15 protein-coding genes and 3 pseudogenes are annotated in these 16,924 nt (G+C 44.6%); 6 read left to right on the forward strand and 12 right to left on the reverse strand.

Annotated features, from left to right (window positions below; translation table 11 throughout):
* Window positions 1-279 precede the first annotated feature (279 nt).
* The 4 genes and pseudogenes from NQ541_RS05965 to NQ541_RS05980 all read right to left on the reverse strand — a co-directional run.
* Window positions 280-757: pseudogene (locus NQ541_RS05965) on the reverse strand (head maturation protease, ClpP-related); the annotation flags it as partial.
* A 77-nt stretch (window positions 758-834) separates the two neighbouring features.
* Window positions 835-2,220: a phage portal protein gene (locus NQ541_RS05970; RefSeq protein WP_005612486.1), complete on the reverse strand. Its 1,386-nt coding sequence runs from the start codon at window positions 2,218-2,220 to the stop codon at window positions 835-837.
* A 216-nt stretch (window positions 2,221-2,436) separates the two neighbouring features.
* Window positions 2,437-4,065, reverse strand: a complete 1,629-nt coding sequence (locus NQ541_RS05975) for a terminase large subunit (protein ID WP_005612483.1) — start codon at window positions 4,063-4,065, stop codon at window positions 2,437-2,439.
* 34 nt (window positions 4,066-4,099) lie between these two features.
* On the reverse strand, window positions 4,100-4,579 hold the full coding sequence (locus NQ541_RS05980) for a phage terminase small subunit P27 family (RefSeq protein WP_044941037.1): 480 nt from the start codon (window positions 4,577-4,579) through the stop codon (window positions 4,100-4,102).
* Window positions 4,580-4,920: 341 nt separating this feature from the next.
* Between NQ541_RS05980 and NQ541_RS05985 the strand changes: the two genes are divergently transcribed.
* The gene (locus NQ541_RS05985) at window positions 4,921-5,580 is read left to right on the forward strand and encodes a PBECR4 domain-containing protein (protein ID WP_005612481.1); all 660 of its coding nucleotides are present in this window, start codon (window positions 4,921-4,923) and stop codon (window positions 5,578-5,580) included.
* Between the two features lie 160 nt (window positions 5,581-5,740).
* Here the strand turns inward: NQ541_RS05985 and NQ541_RS05990 are convergent, their stop codons facing one another.
* From NQ541_RS05990 to NQ541_RS06025, 8 genes and pseudogenes are all read right to left on the reverse strand, one after another.
* On the reverse strand, window positions 5,741-6,097 hold the full coding sequence (locus NQ541_RS05990) for an HNH endonuclease signature motif containing protein (RefSeq protein WP_044941034.1): 357 nt from the start codon (window positions 6,095-6,097) through the stop codon (window positions 5,741-5,743).
* A 162-nt stretch (window positions 6,098-6,259) separates the two neighbouring features.
* Window positions 6,260-6,676, reverse strand: coding sequence for a DUF1492 domain-containing protein (locus tag NQ541_RS05995; RefSeq protein WP_005612479.1), 417 nt, complete (start codon window positions 6,674-6,676; stop codon window positions 6,260-6,262).
* Window positions 6,677-6,712: 36 nt separating this feature from the next.
* A complete protein-coding gene (locus NQ541_RS06000) occupies window positions 6,713-6,958 on the reverse strand; it encodes a hypothetical protein (RefSeq protein WP_005612478.1) in 246 nt (81 codons plus the stop codon).
* A pseudogene (locus tag NQ541_RS06005) lies at window positions 6,948-8,072 on the reverse strand (helicase-related protein); the annotation flags it as partial. The gene NQ541_RS06000 and the pseudogene NQ541_RS06005, both read right to left, overlap by 11 nt.
* Before the next feature lie 9 nt (window positions 8,073-8,081).
* On the reverse strand, window positions 8,082-9,272 hold the full coding sequence (locus NQ541_RS06010) for an IS630 family transposase (RefSeq protein ID WP_005609147.1): 1,191 nt from the start codon (window positions 9,270-9,272) through the stop codon (window positions 8,082-8,084).
* 81 nt (window positions 9,273-9,353) lie between these two features.
* Window positions 9,354-9,608: pseudogene (locus tag NQ541_RS06015) on the reverse strand (SNF2-related protein); the annotation flags it as partial.
* A complete protein-coding gene (locus NQ541_RS06020) occupies window positions 9,589-9,867 on the reverse strand; it encodes a VRR-NUC domain-containing protein (protein ID WP_005612474.1) in 279 nt (92 codons plus the stop codon). The gene NQ541_RS06020 and the pseudogene NQ541_RS06015, both read right to left, overlap by 20 nt.
* Window positions 9,868-10,002: 135 nt before the next feature.
* Entirely contained in the window at window positions 10,003-12,189 is a 2,187-nt protein-coding gene (locus NQ541_RS06025) for a phage/plasmid primase, P4 family (RefSeq protein WP_330362704.1), read from the reverse strand.
* Window positions 12,190-12,559: 370 nt separating this feature from the next.
* Here NQ541_RS06025 and NQ541_RS06030 point away from each other — a divergent pair, with 370 nt between their 5' ends.
* From NQ541_RS06030 to NQ541_RS06050, 5 genes are all read left to right on the forward strand, one after another.
* Window positions 12,560-12,724, forward strand: coding sequence for a hypothetical protein (locus tag NQ541_RS06030; protein WP_005612470.1), 165 nt, complete (start codon window positions 12,560-12,562; stop codon window positions 12,722-12,724).
* Window positions 12,708-13,016, forward strand: coding sequence for a hypothetical protein (locus NQ541_RS06035; RefSeq protein ID WP_044941028.1), 309 nt, complete (start codon window positions 12,708-12,710; stop codon window positions 13,014-13,016). Before NQ541_RS06030 ends, NQ541_RS06035 begins: the two co-directional genes overlap by 17 nt.
* On the forward strand, window positions 13,009-14,142 hold the full coding sequence (locus NQ541_RS06040) for a DUF2800 domain-containing protein (RefSeq protein ID WP_005612466.1): 1,134 nt from the start codon (window positions 13,009-13,011) through the stop codon (window positions 14,140-14,142). Before NQ541_RS06035 ends, NQ541_RS06040 begins: the two co-directional genes overlap by 8 nt.
* Window positions 14,143-14,156: 14 nt before the next feature.
* On the forward strand, window positions 14,157-14,720 hold the full coding sequence (locus tag NQ541_RS06045) for a DUF2815 family protein (protein ID WP_005612464.1): 564 nt from the start codon (window positions 14,157-14,159) through the stop codon (window positions 14,718-14,720).
* Window positions 14,721-14,906: 186 nt separating this feature from the next.
* Window positions 14,907-16,889, forward strand: a complete 1,983-nt coding sequence (locus NQ541_RS06050; RefSeq protein WP_147644443.1) for a DNA polymerase — start codon at window positions 14,907-14,909, stop codon at window positions 16,887-16,889.
* The last annotated feature ends 35 nt before the right edge of the window (window positions 16,890-16,924 follow it).

A 16,924-nucleotide genomic window follows, 5' to 3' on the forward strand; every position in this document is an offset into this window, starting at 1 on the left:
TTCCAGTTCCCTGCATAACAGCACCATTTCCATTCAAGCCAGCATCTCTGGCATTTCCGTAACACTGCTCCAATACTCCATTACCATCGGCCGCCATCCTTGTGATCTCTGTCTGATCTTTTACGGATTTTCCAGTCTTTCCATAATGTCTCTCCAGCTTATTCATCAGCGTATTATTTACTGCCCGTCTGGAAAACATTACAGAATCAGAAGCACCTGTTCCACTTTCCGTACTGTCATCCACTGAATCTCCATCATCACCCTGTTCCTCTTTCTGGAACAGAATGTCATCCGCAAAGCCAAGCTCCACAGCCTTATTTGCATCCATCCACGTTTCCGCATCCATAAGATGTGAAAGCTTCGCCCTGCTCTGTCCCGTTTTCCGTACATAAGCATTGATAATGGATTCCTTTACAGCATCCAGAAGTTCCATTGCCTTCTTCATCTCTACATGATCGCCCCATGCAACCGTGGCCGGATTATGGATCATCATCATGCTCACCGGACTCATCCATACCTCAGTTCCGGCCATTGCAATGACAGACGCCGCAGATGCCGCAAGCCCGTCAATCTTCACCGTAACCTTCCCCGGATACTCCGACAGCATGTTAAAAATCTGCGCTGCGGCAACACAATCCCCACCAGGACTGTTGATCCACAGGGTAATGTCCCCTGTTCCGGCATTCAGCTCATCCTTAAAAAGAGCCGGCGTGACATCATCGTCAAACCAGCTGTCCTCAGCAATTACTCCGTTCATGAACAGGATCCGTTCTTCCGTTTCCTGTCCTGTTTCCTGATTCACCGTTTTTGTTTTCTTCCAGTTCCAAAACTTCTTCACTGGCTCCCTTCTCCTTTCCACCGGCTCCGCCAAACAGTCCGGCATCCTTCGTCGTCACAATCTCCATTTTCTTCGCTTCCCTGCAGGCAGTGAAGCTCATCCATTCCGATGCTTCTCCTCTCCCCCCCCGGAGTTTCATAACTCCGTGGGGACCCCAGAAGCGTCATATTTCCATTGATCAGATACAGATCACCGCCAAGCTCCTCTGGGATTCGGTCCATATTTTCCAGCTCCCGGATATCATTGGCACTCATCCATCCGTTCTGCCTTGCCGTAGCATAACCCGTCATCCTTGACTGGTAATCTCCCCTGAGCAGCCCGTCCACGTTAAACTTAAAGAAATACTTCTTCTTTTCCTCCGCAGACAGCAGGGCCCTGACCATTGCCTGTTCCCACCGACTCACCCAGGGATTCAGCGTATACTTCACAAACTCCAGAGACTGCTGCTCAATGTTGCTGAAACTGGACTTGTCCAGATCCCCCACCATATGCGGCGGCACCCTGAAAATCCTGGCAATCTCATCAATCTGAAACTTCCTTGTTTCCAGAAACTGTGCCTCATTCGGTGCAATGGAAATCGGCGTGTACTTCATCCCCTCTTCCAGGACAGCAACCTTATTGGCATTGCTGCTTCCCCCGAAAGTGGACTGCCAGCTCTCACGCACCCTGCCCGGATCCTTCAGAGTTCCCGGATGCTCCAGCACTCCTGACGGAGCAGCACCGTTGGCATAAAACTTGCTTCCATACTCCTCAGCGGCAATGGCAAGCCCGATCGCATTCTTCGCCATGGCAATAGGTGAATATCCAACCAGCCCGTCAAACCCAAGCCCCGGAATATGCAGCACATCCGCCGGATGCAGGCGCACAATCTTCCCGTTTGCTTTCGGATCCGTGCCGGTCCTGCCGTCCACATCATCCCCGTTATAAACCAGGTATTCATAATAAAGTCTGCCATGCTCATCCCTGTCCACCGTCATCCGGTCAGGCATCAGCGGATAAAGTGCAACAATCTCACCCTTTCCGTTCCTGATGATCTGACTGTAAGCATTCCCCCATAAAAGCAGGTGCGTCATCAGAGTCTCCCGGAACACAAAGGAAGTCATCTCCGGATTCGGCTCATCATGCAGCAGAAAATAAAGCGGGTGATCCACTGCCTTTTCCTTACCTCCGTTATCGTTATACCTGTAAAACTGCAACGGCAGACCCGCCACCGCCTCCGAAAGAATCCTCACACAGGAATACACTGCCGTCATCTGCATGGCACTCCGTGCATTCACTCTCTTCCCGGAAGCCGTACTCCCCATAAAGAATCCATACCCGCTTCCAGCCGTGCTGTTAGAAGGAGCATCCCTTCCCCGAAACAGCTTCCCAAACAACTTCATTCTCATCTGTCTTCCCTTTCTGGGAACAATTCCCGCATCCTGTCATCTGCTTCAGATCCTGCCCTCAATAAACACAGACACGCTCCGAACAGAATCAAAAATCCAATACCTGCAAATACCAATACACCAATCACCGCATTCACCCGTTTTCAAGCCACCTGAAATCTTCACATCATAAACTTTCCTGCCAGAACTCCTGCTGCATACTCTTCATTCTCAAAACACCAGCAGTCCTCTCTCATCATACACACTGCCCTGCGTTTCTCCCTGATTCCTAATACACCGATCCAGAGCCATAATAGAAGCTACAATTCCATCAATCTTCTCCTTAGACTTTGCCTTCGTCACCTTAATATTCTCCGCAGCATCTGTCTCGATCACAACATTACCCGCCATCCACCGAAGAACCGGATGCCCGGCATGAATAATCTGACCTTCCATCAGAAGCCTGTAAAACTCCTTCGTCGGTGTACTCATACTTGCAAATCCCTGTCCAAAAGGTACCATCGTAAATCCTGCGCCCTCCAGGTTCTGGATCATCTGCGTTGCATTCCACCTGTCCACCGCAATTTCCAGGATATGGTACTTCTCTCCAAGATCACAGATGAATTTCTGAATGAAATCATAGTGGATCACATTTCCTTCCGTTGCCAGCAGATGTCCCTGCTTCTCCCATACATCATAAGGAACTGAATTCGCCTTCACCCTCTGTGGTATGGTTTCTTCCGGCACCCAAAAGTACGGCACCAGAATGTGTTTTTCATCCGAATTTCTCGGTGGAAATATCAGAACCAGTGCTGTAATATCTCCTGTACTGGAAAGATCCAATCCTGCATAACAGTCTCTTCCCTCCAGTAATCTCATATCAATTGGCTCACTGCCTTTCATAAAGATTGCATCCGGAATCCATGACGTCGTACTGGATACCCACATATTCATACGAAGCCATTTAAACGTTATCTCATCTGCCGGATTCTGTTTTGCTTCCCGGTAAGCATCCCGAAGCCGCTCAATATCCACCGTATATCCCAGGGAAGGATTTACCTTGTACCAGTTTGCTTCATCTTCCCAGTCCTCATCATCCTTTAATCCGTAAACTACAGGATAAAAAGTCGGATCTACACGCCGTCCTTCCAGAATATCTACTGCTTTGGTATGCAGTTCAAACGCAATCGAATGCCTGTCATTTCCAGCAGTCGTAATAATGAAATGAAGTGGATTCTGGCGTGCATCTGAACTGTACTTCGTCAAAACATCATATAACTGACGATTCGGCTGTGTATGAATTTCATCGAACACAAGTCCCGAAATCGAAAACCCATGCTTGCTTCCAACCTCTGCTGAAAGCACCTGATAAAAACCGGCATTTCCGTAATTGACAATTCGCTTGGTAGCTGACATCAGCTTACTTCTCTTCATCAGTGCTGGTGACATCTCAACCATCTGTCTTGCAACATCAAAAACAATGGATGCCTGCTGCCGGTCCGCCGCCGCACCATAAACCTCCGCAGATGGTTCATTATCCGCATAAAGTAAATAAAGAGCAATGGCAGCTGCCAATTCACTCTTTCCAACCTTTTTACAGATTTCTACAAAAGCTGTACGGAACTGTCTGTTACCATCAGACTTGACGATCCCGAAGATATCTCTTATTAGCTGCTCCTGCCAGGGCAGCAGCCAGAACCTCTTTCCAGCCCATTTGCCTTTTGTATGGCACAAATTCTCAATAAAAGCAACTGCCCTGTCTGCCTTTGTCTTATCGTAATGAGAAGTCGGAAGCATAAATCTTGTCGGCTGATAATTTTTCAGCTTTGGATAGTCTGTTGGTCTTGTTTCACGCGCCATCTCCCATCATACCTCCTTGATTTTTGCCGACTGTCTATCCAAACACACCACTATCCCCAAGTAATGCCTCCATCTCATCCTCTGTTTCTTTCGCTTTACCATTACCGGCCACAATCCTGCTACGCGAAGATGGCGTGAGCCCAAACTCTGATGCCGCCTGCAGCATCAACTTCTGATTCGTATTTGCAATTCCAACCCAAGGTGTCTGCTGCTGATATCCTTTATCAGTTTCAAATGTCGAGCCGCCAGAAGTAATATGCTCCTGAGCCTCCTTCCATCTTGCATAAGACTGACAATATGCAGCAAACGCCGCCATATCAACTTCAGTAAGAACACCCATCTGATTCATCAACTTCGCCAAGCGTTCCCATTCCTTCTTAGCTTCCGGCATTAACCAATCAGGACAAGCAGGCATTCCTTTTGCTGGAACTGGCTCTTTCGTATTCAATTTTCTCTTACCTGGATTACCTTCCAGCTTCTTCATCGCTGTAGGCTTTGGCTTTCTTCCCGCCATCGGAATTCCTCCTTTCTCAAGTTCCAATATTTTCTATTGTCAAAACCATTATTTCTACATATAATAATTAAGAACACGAAGCAAATAGTGTTCCTCAAAAACTCGTTTTCTGTTGACTACGAGTATTTTTGTGATATAATGAAATTAGAGGATAGCGGCGTTGACCAGCTATCGTGGTGTTGAAGCAATTGACTGTGTCGGCATGCAGCCGATTGTGGAGCCTGACCTTGGGTTATGCGATAACCTCAAACCGAATAGGTTCTTCGGAACTGAATGAAAACGCTTTTTAAGGGCCTTGCATTGGCAGGGTCCTTTATTTTTTGCAAAGGACAAGGTATAATATGGATCTATTACAACAGTCTGCACAAGCCTGGAAAGAAATAACTGAATATAGATATTTGTTTACATATGGCTATAAGAAACAGCTGTATCCAATTAATCTTACCTTTTCTCTGGAAGATTATCCGCATTTAGCTGGCTTCCAGTATATGAAAGACATCTCTCTTCCAAATTATTCTTCTGCCAAAATTGCTGATAGAATTCTTGAGGGTAAAATACTATTTGAAAAAGTTCAAAAGGCAGCCCAGTACGAGGAGATGATAAAACCTCGACTTGAAGCTTTAGTTCACTTGAAAGAATCCCTTGATAACAAATTCAATTTATATTCATACATGCCACGCATGTATCCTTTCATCACAGGCATTAAAGCAGATTATTTAATATCCAGCCATTTTAGTGTTGATAATTTCATCTTTATCATCAAGGCAAATGCGCAGGGTGAATTAAAATGTGATTTTCTTTGTTGCTCCATTTTTGAAAAAGGTGATCGCGATTATGAAACAAATCAAAAAGCTCGAACACTGATGAAGAAAGAACGAATACATATTCCTTCTAACACCACCGATATTCTATTGGATCGCTTATCAGCTCAAACAAGGCCAGAAGACAAAACTACTGATCCTTCAGATAATACAGAAGCAAAATCCGATGTTTCACAATAGTACCACTTCCTTCGGGAGGTGGTTTTTTTCTGCTATCCCCCCTATTCAATTTTGCGACTGCACACGCAAGACCCACCCGCCGTTCTATAGCAGATAGGTCTGTAGAGATTTGTAGACCCCTACCTCGTTCTCTTCCCACGAAACAGGCTCCGCGAGATTCCTATTTACCCCAACGATCCCCACGTTTCGCATGAATCTGTGAATGACACGACTTACACAACGCAATCAGATTGCTCCGGTCATGTGTGCCGCCTTCACTCAAAGGAAGCTTGTGATGAATCTCCTCCACTGGAACCAGAACTCCTCGCTCGTAGCACTTCTCACAGAACGGATGCTCTGCAGCATACTTATCACGAATCCTTTTCCATGCACGACCATATCTTCTCTTCGCATTTTTATCTCTTCCGTATTTCTCATAATCACTATTCACTTTTTTCGCATGCTCTGCACAATACCGCCCGGTCACTAACGCAGGACAGCCTGGATATGCACACGGTTTCTTCGGCTTGCTAGGCACAGTTACACTCCCTTCCAGGCACTCGAAACAAGTTTCCTCATTACTCGCGCAAAAAAAGCCCCGGGAAAATTTCTTCTCTCAAGGCTCTGTTCTGTCATACACTTTCGACACTATCATAATAACATATATGCTTCTGCCACGTTGTGACAAGGTATGCCAACCTTATTCCGGGACGACAAAATTATTTAATGCTAATGCATGGATACGATGTACTGTTCTATAAGAAACATTCAGCTCATAGGAAATATCTTCCCAGCTTTCATTTTTAAGATAACGATATTTAAGAAGAAGCCTTTCCTCCGAATTCTCCATCTTTTCAATCGCTGTATTGATTTCTGAGCGAAGATCCACCAATCTATTAATCTTACCATCAATCTTCTTCTCATACTCCCATATCTTCTCAATAGTTTTAATAAATGGAGCCTCCAGATTTATGTTAGGATTCGTACCAATCTTTTCCCCATAGCTGCATCCCTGAATGGTGCCACGCATCTCCCGAAGCTGTTCCAGTTCCTTAACCTCAACTTGTATCTGCTTATCCAAAAGATACGCCTGCTTCAAATACTCTTTTGCTGTCATATGCTACCTCCGATAAAATAAAAATTTCCCTCGGATTTACTCTGATTGTCTTATTTCATCCTGAAGCCTTCTTATCAAAAACTCTCCATCCACTGAAGTCAGTTGCTGATACCACGGACTTCTGAAGAATTTCTCTATCCGTAAAGCCTCATCTATTGCTGTTTTGCTTCCCTGATTACACTTTACCCTTTTGAGTGCGACTCTATAATCAGAAACCGCACTAAGAATAATAGCATTGGCAAGATGTTCATATGGATCTTCTGCTAAATTCTTACCTACCATGCGTTACCCTCGCTTTTACAGCAGCAATCAATCTGTTTTGTGTCATATCCTTATTGGCCAATGCTTTCATAACATCTTCATCTATCGTTCCTGCAGTAATAATATGCTGGACCACAACAGTCTCAGCCGACTGTCCCTGCCTCCACAATCTGGCCACTGTCTGCTGATACAGTTCCAGGCTCCAGGTAAGCCCAAACCAGATTAAGATATTTCCGCCTGACTGCAGATTGAGACCATGCCCTGCTGATGCAGGATGAATCAGAGCCACCGGCAGTTCTCCTCTATTCCATTTACGGATACTTTCCTCAGAATCCAGCTTTTCAAAAGAAATCTTCCTCTCTGAAAGCCTCCTCCTAATTCTTGTCAGGTCATGCTTGAACCAATAAGCCACCATCACTGGCTTTCCATTAGCAGCTTCTATCAAATCCTCCAGAGCATCTAACTTCTGATCATGGATCTGAATCTCATCGCCGTCATCAGAATAAACCGCACCGTTTGCCATCTGTAACAGCTTTCCTGAAAGAGCCGCCGCATTAGCTGCAGTAATCTCACCGGTTCTAAGTGGAAGGAACATTTCTGCTTCCATGTCATCATATAAAGAAGCTTCATGCTCACTCATATAAACCGGATATTCATTACTGATAAGCTCCGGCATTTTCAAATGGTCAAGTGCCTTCATAGAAATCGTGATATCCGATATCTTGTTATAAATCTGTTCCTCGGCACCTTTTCTTAATCTGTAAGAATAAACAATCTGGCCATTAGTCTGATCTGGCACGAAATAATTCACTCTGTACTGACTGATAAATCTGCCAAGTCTCTCTCCCATATCCAGGCACTTGAATTCTGCAAAGAGATCCATCAAACCATTAGAAGAAGGTGTACCGGTAAGTCCGATTACTCTCTTTACTTTTGGTCTAACCTTCATAAAAGCCTTAAAGCGTTTGCTGTTCCAGTTCTTAAAGGATGAAAGCTCATCCAGAACCACCATATCAAAATCAAAGGGAACACCACTCTGCTCAACCAGCCATTGCAGATTTTCACGATTGATTACATAAATATCTGCATCTGCTGCCAGAGCCTTCTTCCGATCTGCTGCTGTACCTAGTATAACCGTTATTAATTAACTGGACTTTTGAATTGGCAACGTATCAACCACCACCTCTTCACTTGAATTAATTTCTTCAAGCTTATACTTCCAGTGATATACGACAGGTTGTTCGTTTACTTCATCGAAGTATCTATAGATACGCTGCACAAGTTCATCCTTAGTTTTTACACGTATGCCTTTTAGCATCTGACGTGTGAGTTTACTAAAGAATCCCTCAACAAGATTCAACCATGAACCATGCTTGGGAGTAAACACAAATTCAAATCTTCCCGGCTTTGTCGCAAGGTATTTTCGGGTTTCCTCTGAAGAATGAACTTTCAGATTATCCAATACCAGACGAATCCGGTCAGTCTCCGGATATTTTGAATCAAGTATTTTTAGAAACTCAATATATTCCTTGCTGCTGTGTTTATCTTTTACAAGCGGAATTGCCTCCCCTGTTTGTAAGTCGATTCCAGCAAGCAGTGAAATAGTTCCAAGACGTTTATATTCATAATCACGGCTGACCGTCTTGTGATTTTCATCCGGCAAGAGGTCTTCTGTGGTATTGGCAATTGCCTGAATTCCGGGTTTTTCATCATAGGAAAGTACATGTACAACCTGTTCATCCTCCTTAAACGGAATGAGCTGTCCCTTCTCGTCAAACTGTAAAGACAATTGTTTATATACAAGAAGAACATTATGCATTTTCTGGTCAAAATCAGGGTCACGATTTTCGCAGTAATAAGTTATTTTGTTAGGCTTAATATCCGCTTCTTCCAGTATTGTGCGGACCTTTGACTGACTGATTGTTGACAACCTTGTATGACCTGCTTCTTCGGCAAATTTATTAATATGTTTTGTAAGAAGAGCACGCGTCCATACTTCTGCTGAATATCCAAGATTGACAGGCTTCTGACAGGCGATATTTATTATCCAGGCTTTTTCATCATCGGTTATTTCAGCATTCCTGCCACGACCGGGTGCATCAAACAGAGCATTTTCCACACCACCCTCAAGGTATTTATTGATACAGAGCATGACGCTTTTGCGATTCATTCCTACTTTGTCTGCAATATGGTCAACTGAAATACCTTCTGCTTTGAGTAGTAAAATTCTTGCCCGAATTACTGTCTGGGCTTGAATTGTTCTTGCACGCATCTGAGTTTCAAGATATAAACGTTCGTCCTCGCTAAGATTAATAGTGGATGCTTTTCTTCCCATAGTTTAATGCTCCTTTTGATTTGATGAGAACAGTATACTACAGAAAAGAAATATAGTCCATTTATTTAAAAACTTTTGTACTAGAACGATCGAATATTTCAGGTGCTTCAAATGCTCCCATTTGTGAATCTCATCACTCCAGGTGTTTCTTGCTACTCGAAGCGGAGCCACCACCAGGACCTTGCTTATCTCAAAGCAGCCATACATAAGCTGCTCGATGGCTGTCAACGTAATACTGGTCTTGCCAAGTCCCATCCCAAGTATTACGGCTGCTATCGGATGTTCCAATATATAATTGATTGCATACTGCTGATAATCATGCGGTTTGTATTGCATCTATAATTCCTCCAATCTGTCCCATATCATCCAGGACGAATACTTTATAACCAAGAGCACGAAGCTGATCATGTCTATGAACCTGAAGCTTTCTCGACTTCTCACCGGGAGCCTTCACCTCCACGAACCCGATTTTCCCATCAGGTAATAAAACAATTCGGTCGGGCCAGCCTGAAGAACCGGAATTCCATTTCTCACACAAGCCACCTCGCTTCTTAACCTCTCGAACTAATTTTTGTTCAATATATTTTTCACGCATCGCACGCCTCCATCATTCTTAACAGGTGTGCAGGTCGAGTACCTCGTTCCGTAAAACTCCCTATAGCAGATTTTTTATAAATTTCTCTCTAAAGGGACTTTTATGTAGAGAGGTTAACGACCTACACAAAAAGGATTAATTTAAAAAATCCTGTCCTTCTTTAAGCTTCAATCCAACCACCTGCACTCCCGTATTCTTGCGGATACGATTATATCCAGCCTTGTCCATCGAAGAATAGAAATCTGTAGTACTGCGGATATATTCGCCATTCTGCATGCAATGCGCCCGATAAGCCTGATACAGCTCTCCCGATTTTTCTTTATATGACGGATCCATCTCACAGCACTCCTCTAAAAACTGACCAAGCCAATCATTATCCTCACGGTATGCCTTAATCGCCGCCTCCACCACATCCGGAAGATCTGTATGGAATTCCTTGTCGATAGCCTTCTTGGCACCTTCGATAATCCAACTCATAATGGCAGGTCCAGCATGTTCAAAAAGATAATCTGCATAATTCTTAATGTCACTCTTACCGGTAATCTTCGCATTAAAAGGAATCACGATCAGCCTTCGCCAGATACCATCATCATTAGCTCCAACCTTCGGCAGATGGTTTGTATAAAGCACCAGCGTATGTGACGGAACAAAAGAAAACGGATCCTTGTACTTCTTCTCAGCCTGGATCTCATCTGTAGAACAAAGCTGCTTCACAACTGCCGTATTAAGCCTCATCCCTTCCTCCATCTCCGAAGAAATAATGAGTCTCTTACCCTTAAGCTCAGCCATCTCCGGCTTCACATTTCTCTTACAGTTCATAGTGAGCGCTTCTGCTGAAAGCTTACCTGCGTAATTACCAAGCACCCGAAAAATCGTATTCCAGAAGGTACTCTTACCATTGGCACCGCCACCGTAAGCAATAATCATATGCTCCTGATAAACCTTACCGATTGCAGCCATACCAACTGTCTCCTGCACATAATCGATGAGCTTCTGATCCTTGCAAAAGAAAAGCTTCAAAGCATCCAACCATATCTGCTTTCCTTCTTCACCCGGCGAACATGCCGTAATCTTAGTAATCAAATCCCCAGGATCATGAGGCTGTTCTCCTGCCAGTCCCTTCCTTAAATCAAAGGTGGCATAAGGCGTATTGATGAGATTCTCATCCTTGTCCAGGTCACTGACCGAAATTGCGATCATCGGCTTTGCAGTATTCGCTGCTGAAACAATGTACTTATAATCACGTCTTTTCTGCACAAACTTCAGATATGTCTGCGCACCCATGAGCATATAAACAAGCGGTAACAGCTGACCGTCCACTTCCTTCAGAAGCTCCTTCGGCCCTGCCTGGATAGAAGCCTTTGGAACACCGGCATCCTCTAATGCCTTTTCTACTCTGGCAACCTCATCCATTGCATCCTGAAGCTGCAGATCCAAGAATTCCTCAACTGCGCCGATTGCCAACTGCTTATCCTCACGCCAGCACTCACCATCAAATCTAAGAAAATCTGTTGCACTGGTGTACTTCAGCTCTTCGCCATACTCACGCACAAGAATCTTCGCCTGTCCGATATCGGAATAATCCTCAGGCTTCAAAGTGGCACCTTCGAAATCCGCATTATATTCCTCCGGCGGTACATATCCGTCCTGTGTCACAATACTCTTCCTGTAAAACTTCACTGCACTGTTCCAGATAGACTTAAGCTCAGAATCAGGAAGCGGCGGATCACATTTTCTTGCATGCTCCAAAAAAGCTTCATGTGCCTTCTCTGTATCGCCATACTTCTTAAGAATACGTCCCGCAAATCGGCTCATGGTGTTATTACGGCTTCCTTCTAAGATAGGACCGGTACTCTTACCACCTGACATCTCAGAATCAAAATCCTCTTCTTCGATATCAAAGATATCTACCTCTTCATCCACCGTCATCCAACCATCGTGATAAATCACCTCATCACATTCCGCACCGAATATGAATCTGGCAGCATCCAGCGCATTTCCATCAAAGAAGGAATAAACACTCTGAATTGCTTTCTTCAGATTTGCGTACCTGCCGGCATCCGTTATCTCTGAAATAGGAAAATACATGTGATACCTCGGTCTCGCCGACTTGCCTTCCTTATCTAAAAGATGGTGGCGGCTCGGTGCCAGCAAGTACTCCACATTCGGAAACAGCTCTTCCAGATTCTTAGGCGTAATCCATTCCATAGGTTCGTCCGTGTGATCATTATCGATATCCATGACAATCACATCTGATCTGATGAAATTCTCAACGCTTCGATAATTTCCTTTGAACTCTGCACAAACATGATCCTTCTTCACCGCTTCCTGCAGCTGCTCCGGCTTGACCACTGTCACCCTATTGGGATAGCTACAGTTCACGGCTTGACCGACGCAGTTTGCTGTACAAATAGTTACCCGCATATTTCAAACCCCGCTTCTGTAAAAGTAAGAACCTACAAGTTCTCCTAACTTCCTAAGCGGGTTTGACCTACACTTTTCCGGTCAAATTCAAAAATAATTTGCAAAAATCGGCCAGAGCAACATCGCTTCATTATATAAAGCGAAATTTGCCCTGGCTATTTTCAAAACTTTTTTCAAAAAATATTCCCTCCGACCGGAAAAACAATCCCTGGATACGCTTAGGAAGATAGAAAGGCAACAAAGCCCTTCGGAAAGCGAGGTGCTGCAGATGCAGACAGAAACGATTGATAAAAGCCAGCAGGCCACTCCACAGATTGAGGAAGAGCTCATAGATACTCTCATCGCAATCAGCGTAGTAGCCAAACGACTGGCAGCCAATCTAAGACAACAGAATAAAGAAAACGGAGGAACTGAAAATGAGCAAAATGAGTGAATTATCTCAGGTGCTGGATGAAATGATTGCCTGCGGTGAAGGAATGATCAAAGCCGCAAATGCATTAAAGGATATCTTCTCTTCTACAGAAGAATCTCCGGCAAAGACCGAGCCCGCTCCTACCTATACAAAGGAAAATGTTCGCGGAGTACTCGCTGCAAAATCAGCCGCCGGATTTAAAAAAGAAGTAAAAGACCTTCTGGAAAAATTCGGAGCTCAGCAGTTAAAGCAGATTGATCCGAAAGATTACGCAGCCCTTCTTAAGGAAGCAGAGGTGATTGGAAATGCCTAAGCACGCATACCTCTCCGCTTCTGCCAGCCACAGATGGTTAGCCTGTCCACCAAGCGCAAAGCTCTGTGCCAATATCCTGGATCAGGCTTCCGAATATGCACAGCAGGGAACTGATTGCCATGAGCTTTGTGCTTATCTGGTAGAAAAAGCACTTGGCAGAGATGTAATCGATCCAACGGAAAATCTCACCTACTACGATGCCGAAATGCAAAACTGTGCTGAAGAATACAGAAATTACGTATTAGAGCAGATTGAAGCAGCAAAAGAATTCTGCAAGGACCCACAAGTCATGATCGAACAGAGACTGGATTTCTCCCGCTGGGTAGAAAATGGCTTCGGAACCGGCGACTGTGTCATCGTAGCCGATGAAGTATTGCAAATCATCGATTACAAGCACGGTCTCGGAATCCTCGTAAGTGCCGGCGACGATGAGTATGGCGGCAACAGCCAGATGATGTGCTATGCCTTAGGAGCTTTAGAAGTATTCGGTGACATCTACGACATCAACCAAATTAAAATGACCATCTTCCAGCCAAGACGCAACAACATCAGCACCTACACCATCAGCAAGGAAGATCTTCTGAAATGGGCAGACGAAGTCCTGGCACCAACCGCACAGCTTGCATACGTCGGCAAAGGCGAATTCAACGCCGGCGACCATTGTACCTTCTGCAAGGTAAAGGCAACCTGCCGCAAGCGTGCAGAATACAATCTGGAGCTTGCCAAATATGATTTCAAGATGCCCGCCACACTGGATGATACAGAAATCGCAGCCATCCTCGAAAAAGTAGATGAAATGATCTCATGGGGCAACGACATCAAAGACTATGCACTGCAACAGGCACAATCAGGTGTTCACTTCGAAGGCTGGAAAATTGTAGAAGGAAGATCCAACAGAAAATATACAGACGAAAATGCTGTAGCAGATACAGTAAAAGACGCAGGCTTTGATCCGTATGAGAAAAAGCTACTCGGCATAACATCCATGAGCACACTGCTCGGAAAAAAGAAATTCGAAGAGCTTTTAGGTGGGCTTATTTACAAACCACCTGGCAAACCCACATTGGTACTGGAATCAGATAAGAGACCGGCAATGAATACAGCAAAAGATGACTTTAAAGAGTAAAGGAGACAACAATTATGTCAAAGATTTCTAATCCTACAAAGGTAATCACAGGAGTAAACACACGTTGGAGCTATGCAAATGTATGGGATGCCAAGAGCATCAACGGAGGCACGCCTAAGTACAGCGTTTCCCTCATCATTCCCAAGTCCGACACTGTAACCGTAAACAAGATCAAAGCCGCAATCACTGCCGCTTATGAAGAAGGTCAGAGCAAGCTCAAGGGTAATGGCAAGACCGTTCCTGCTCTCTCCGTACTCAAAACACCTCTCCGCGATGGTGATCTGGAGAGACCTGATGATCCAGCTTACGCAGACGCATACTTCATTAACGCCAACAGCGCTACAGCACCTGGCATCGTAGATGCAGACCGTCAGCCTATCTTTGAGAGATCCGAAGTGTATTCCGGCGTATACGGCAGAGCCAGCATTAACCTTTATGCCTTCAACAGCAATGGAAACAAAGGAATTGCCTGCGGTCTCAACAATCTTCAGAAAATTCGTGACGGCGAACCACTCGGCGGCAAATCTCGTGCAGAAGATGATTTCGCAACTGATGATGAGGACGATTTCCTCAACTAAAAATCACACGACAATTACGGCGGCAGGACAAACCTGCCGCCAATTCGAAGAAAGGTATGGTGACAACCTATGACAAAAGAATTATTAATGGTTCCAGCCTAAGACCGAAGATACTGATAAAAACTAATACACAGGCGGCGGTACCCACAAAGTGCCGCTGCCATTTTTGCAAAGGAATAATTTATGATGAAAGAATTGTCAATCGATTTAGAAACTTACAGTGATATTGATATCTCTAAATGCGGAGCCTACAAATACGCCGAGTCTAATAATTTTGAGATACTGCTCTTCGGTGTTTCTGTTGATAATGGGCCTGTTGTTGTCTATGACCTTGCATCAGGTGATGAGATTCCAGCAGAAATCTTAGCAGCACTATCTGATGAAAATATAATCAAATGGGCTTTCAATGCTTCTTTTGAAAGAGTCTGCTTATCCAACTGGCTCAGGAAGCATCATCCAGAATACTTCAAAACCTATAATACTCAAGGCGATCCGGTACAAAACTTCTTGGATCCAGCCTCATGGAAATGTACAATGATATGGTCCGCCTATATGGGACTGCCACTTTCACTTGAAGGTGTCGGAGCTGTCCTCAAGCTTCAGGACCAGAAAATGAAAGAAGGCAAGGACTTAATCAAATACTTCTGCAGTCCCTGTAAGCCAACAAAAGTAAATGGAGGAAGAACCAGAAATCTCCCTGAACATGCACCTGATAAATGGGAAACATTTAAGACCTATAATCGCAGAGATGTTGAGGTGGAGCTTGCCATCAAGCAGAGATTATCAAAATTTCCGGTACCTGACTCAGTGTGGCATGAATATCATATTGATCAGGAAATCAACGACAGTGGCATAATGCTGGATATGGATGTTGTAGAAAATGCTATCGCCTTCGATGAAAGATCCAAATCAGCTCTTATAACAGCAATGAAGAATATAACTAATCTGGATAATCCAAACAGCGTAGTTCAGATGAAACAATGGCTCTCTGATAACGGTGTCGAAACAGAATCCCTTGGTAAGAAGGAGGTTGCTGGTCTTATTAAGGAGACCGATGGCGATATCAGCAAAGCACTTAAGCTAAGACTCCAGCTTGCCAAATCCTCTGTAAAGAAATACCAGGCAATGCAGAATGCTGTTTGTAAAGACGGCAGAGCTCACGGTATGTTCCAGTTCTATGGAGCCAACCGCTCAGGAAGATGGGCTGGTCGCTTGATCCAGCTACAGAACCTTCCGCAAAATCATATGTCCGACCTTACTGAAGCTCGTGAGCTGGTTCGTACTGGTGATTATGATACTCTGGATATGCTTTATGATGACATTCCTGATACTTTAAGCCAGCTGATCCGTACAGCCTTCATCGCAAGACCTGGATATAAATTCATTGTCAGTGACTACTCTGCCATCGAAGCCAGGGTCCTTGCACATCTTGCCGGTGAGACCTGGCGTTCCAAAGTATTCGCTGAAGGAAAAGATATCTACTGCGCTTCTGCCAGCCAGATGTTTGGAGTTCCGGTTAAAAAACATGGCATAAATTCTCACCTCAGACAGAAGGGCAAAATCGCAGAGCTTGCCCTCGGATATGGCGGATCTGTAGGCGCTCTGAAATCCATGGGAGCTTTAGAAATGGGCTTAACCGAAGAAGAGCTTCAACCATTGGTAGACTCTTGGCGCAGTTCCAATCCTATGATTACAGCCTTCTGGTGGAATGTAGATAATGCAATAAAGACTGCCATCAAGATGCACATCCCTACTGAAGTAAACGGAATTCATTTCTGTTACAAAAGCGGAATGCTCTTAATCAAGCGCCCTTCCGGCAGAGTACTCAGCTATGTGAAGCCAAAGATTGGTGAAAACAGATTCGGCGGTGAATCCGTCACCTACGAGGGCATCGGCTCCACCAAGAAATGGGAACGCATAGAATCCTACGGTCCGAAGTTTGTGGAAAATATTGTTCAGGCAGTCAGCAGGGACATCCTCTGCAATGCCATGAAGACTCTACGGCATTGCTTCATCGTCGGACACGTCCATGATGAGTTGATCATCGAATGTAGCTCTGGAGTTGACCTGAACGAAATCTGTAAGCAGATGGGGCGATCTCTGGACTGGATGCCTGGCATACTGCTTCGCGCCGATGGCTATGAGACCAATTTTTACAAAAAAGAATAACATGAAAATAGCGACCTACCAGCAATGTGTATTGG

Source organism: [Ruminococcus] lactaris ATCC 29176 (genome assembly GCF_025152405.1).
GTDB classification, from domain to species: Bacteria; Bacillota; Clostridia; order Lachnospirales; family Lachnospiraceae; genus Mediterraneibacter; species Mediterraneibacter lactaris.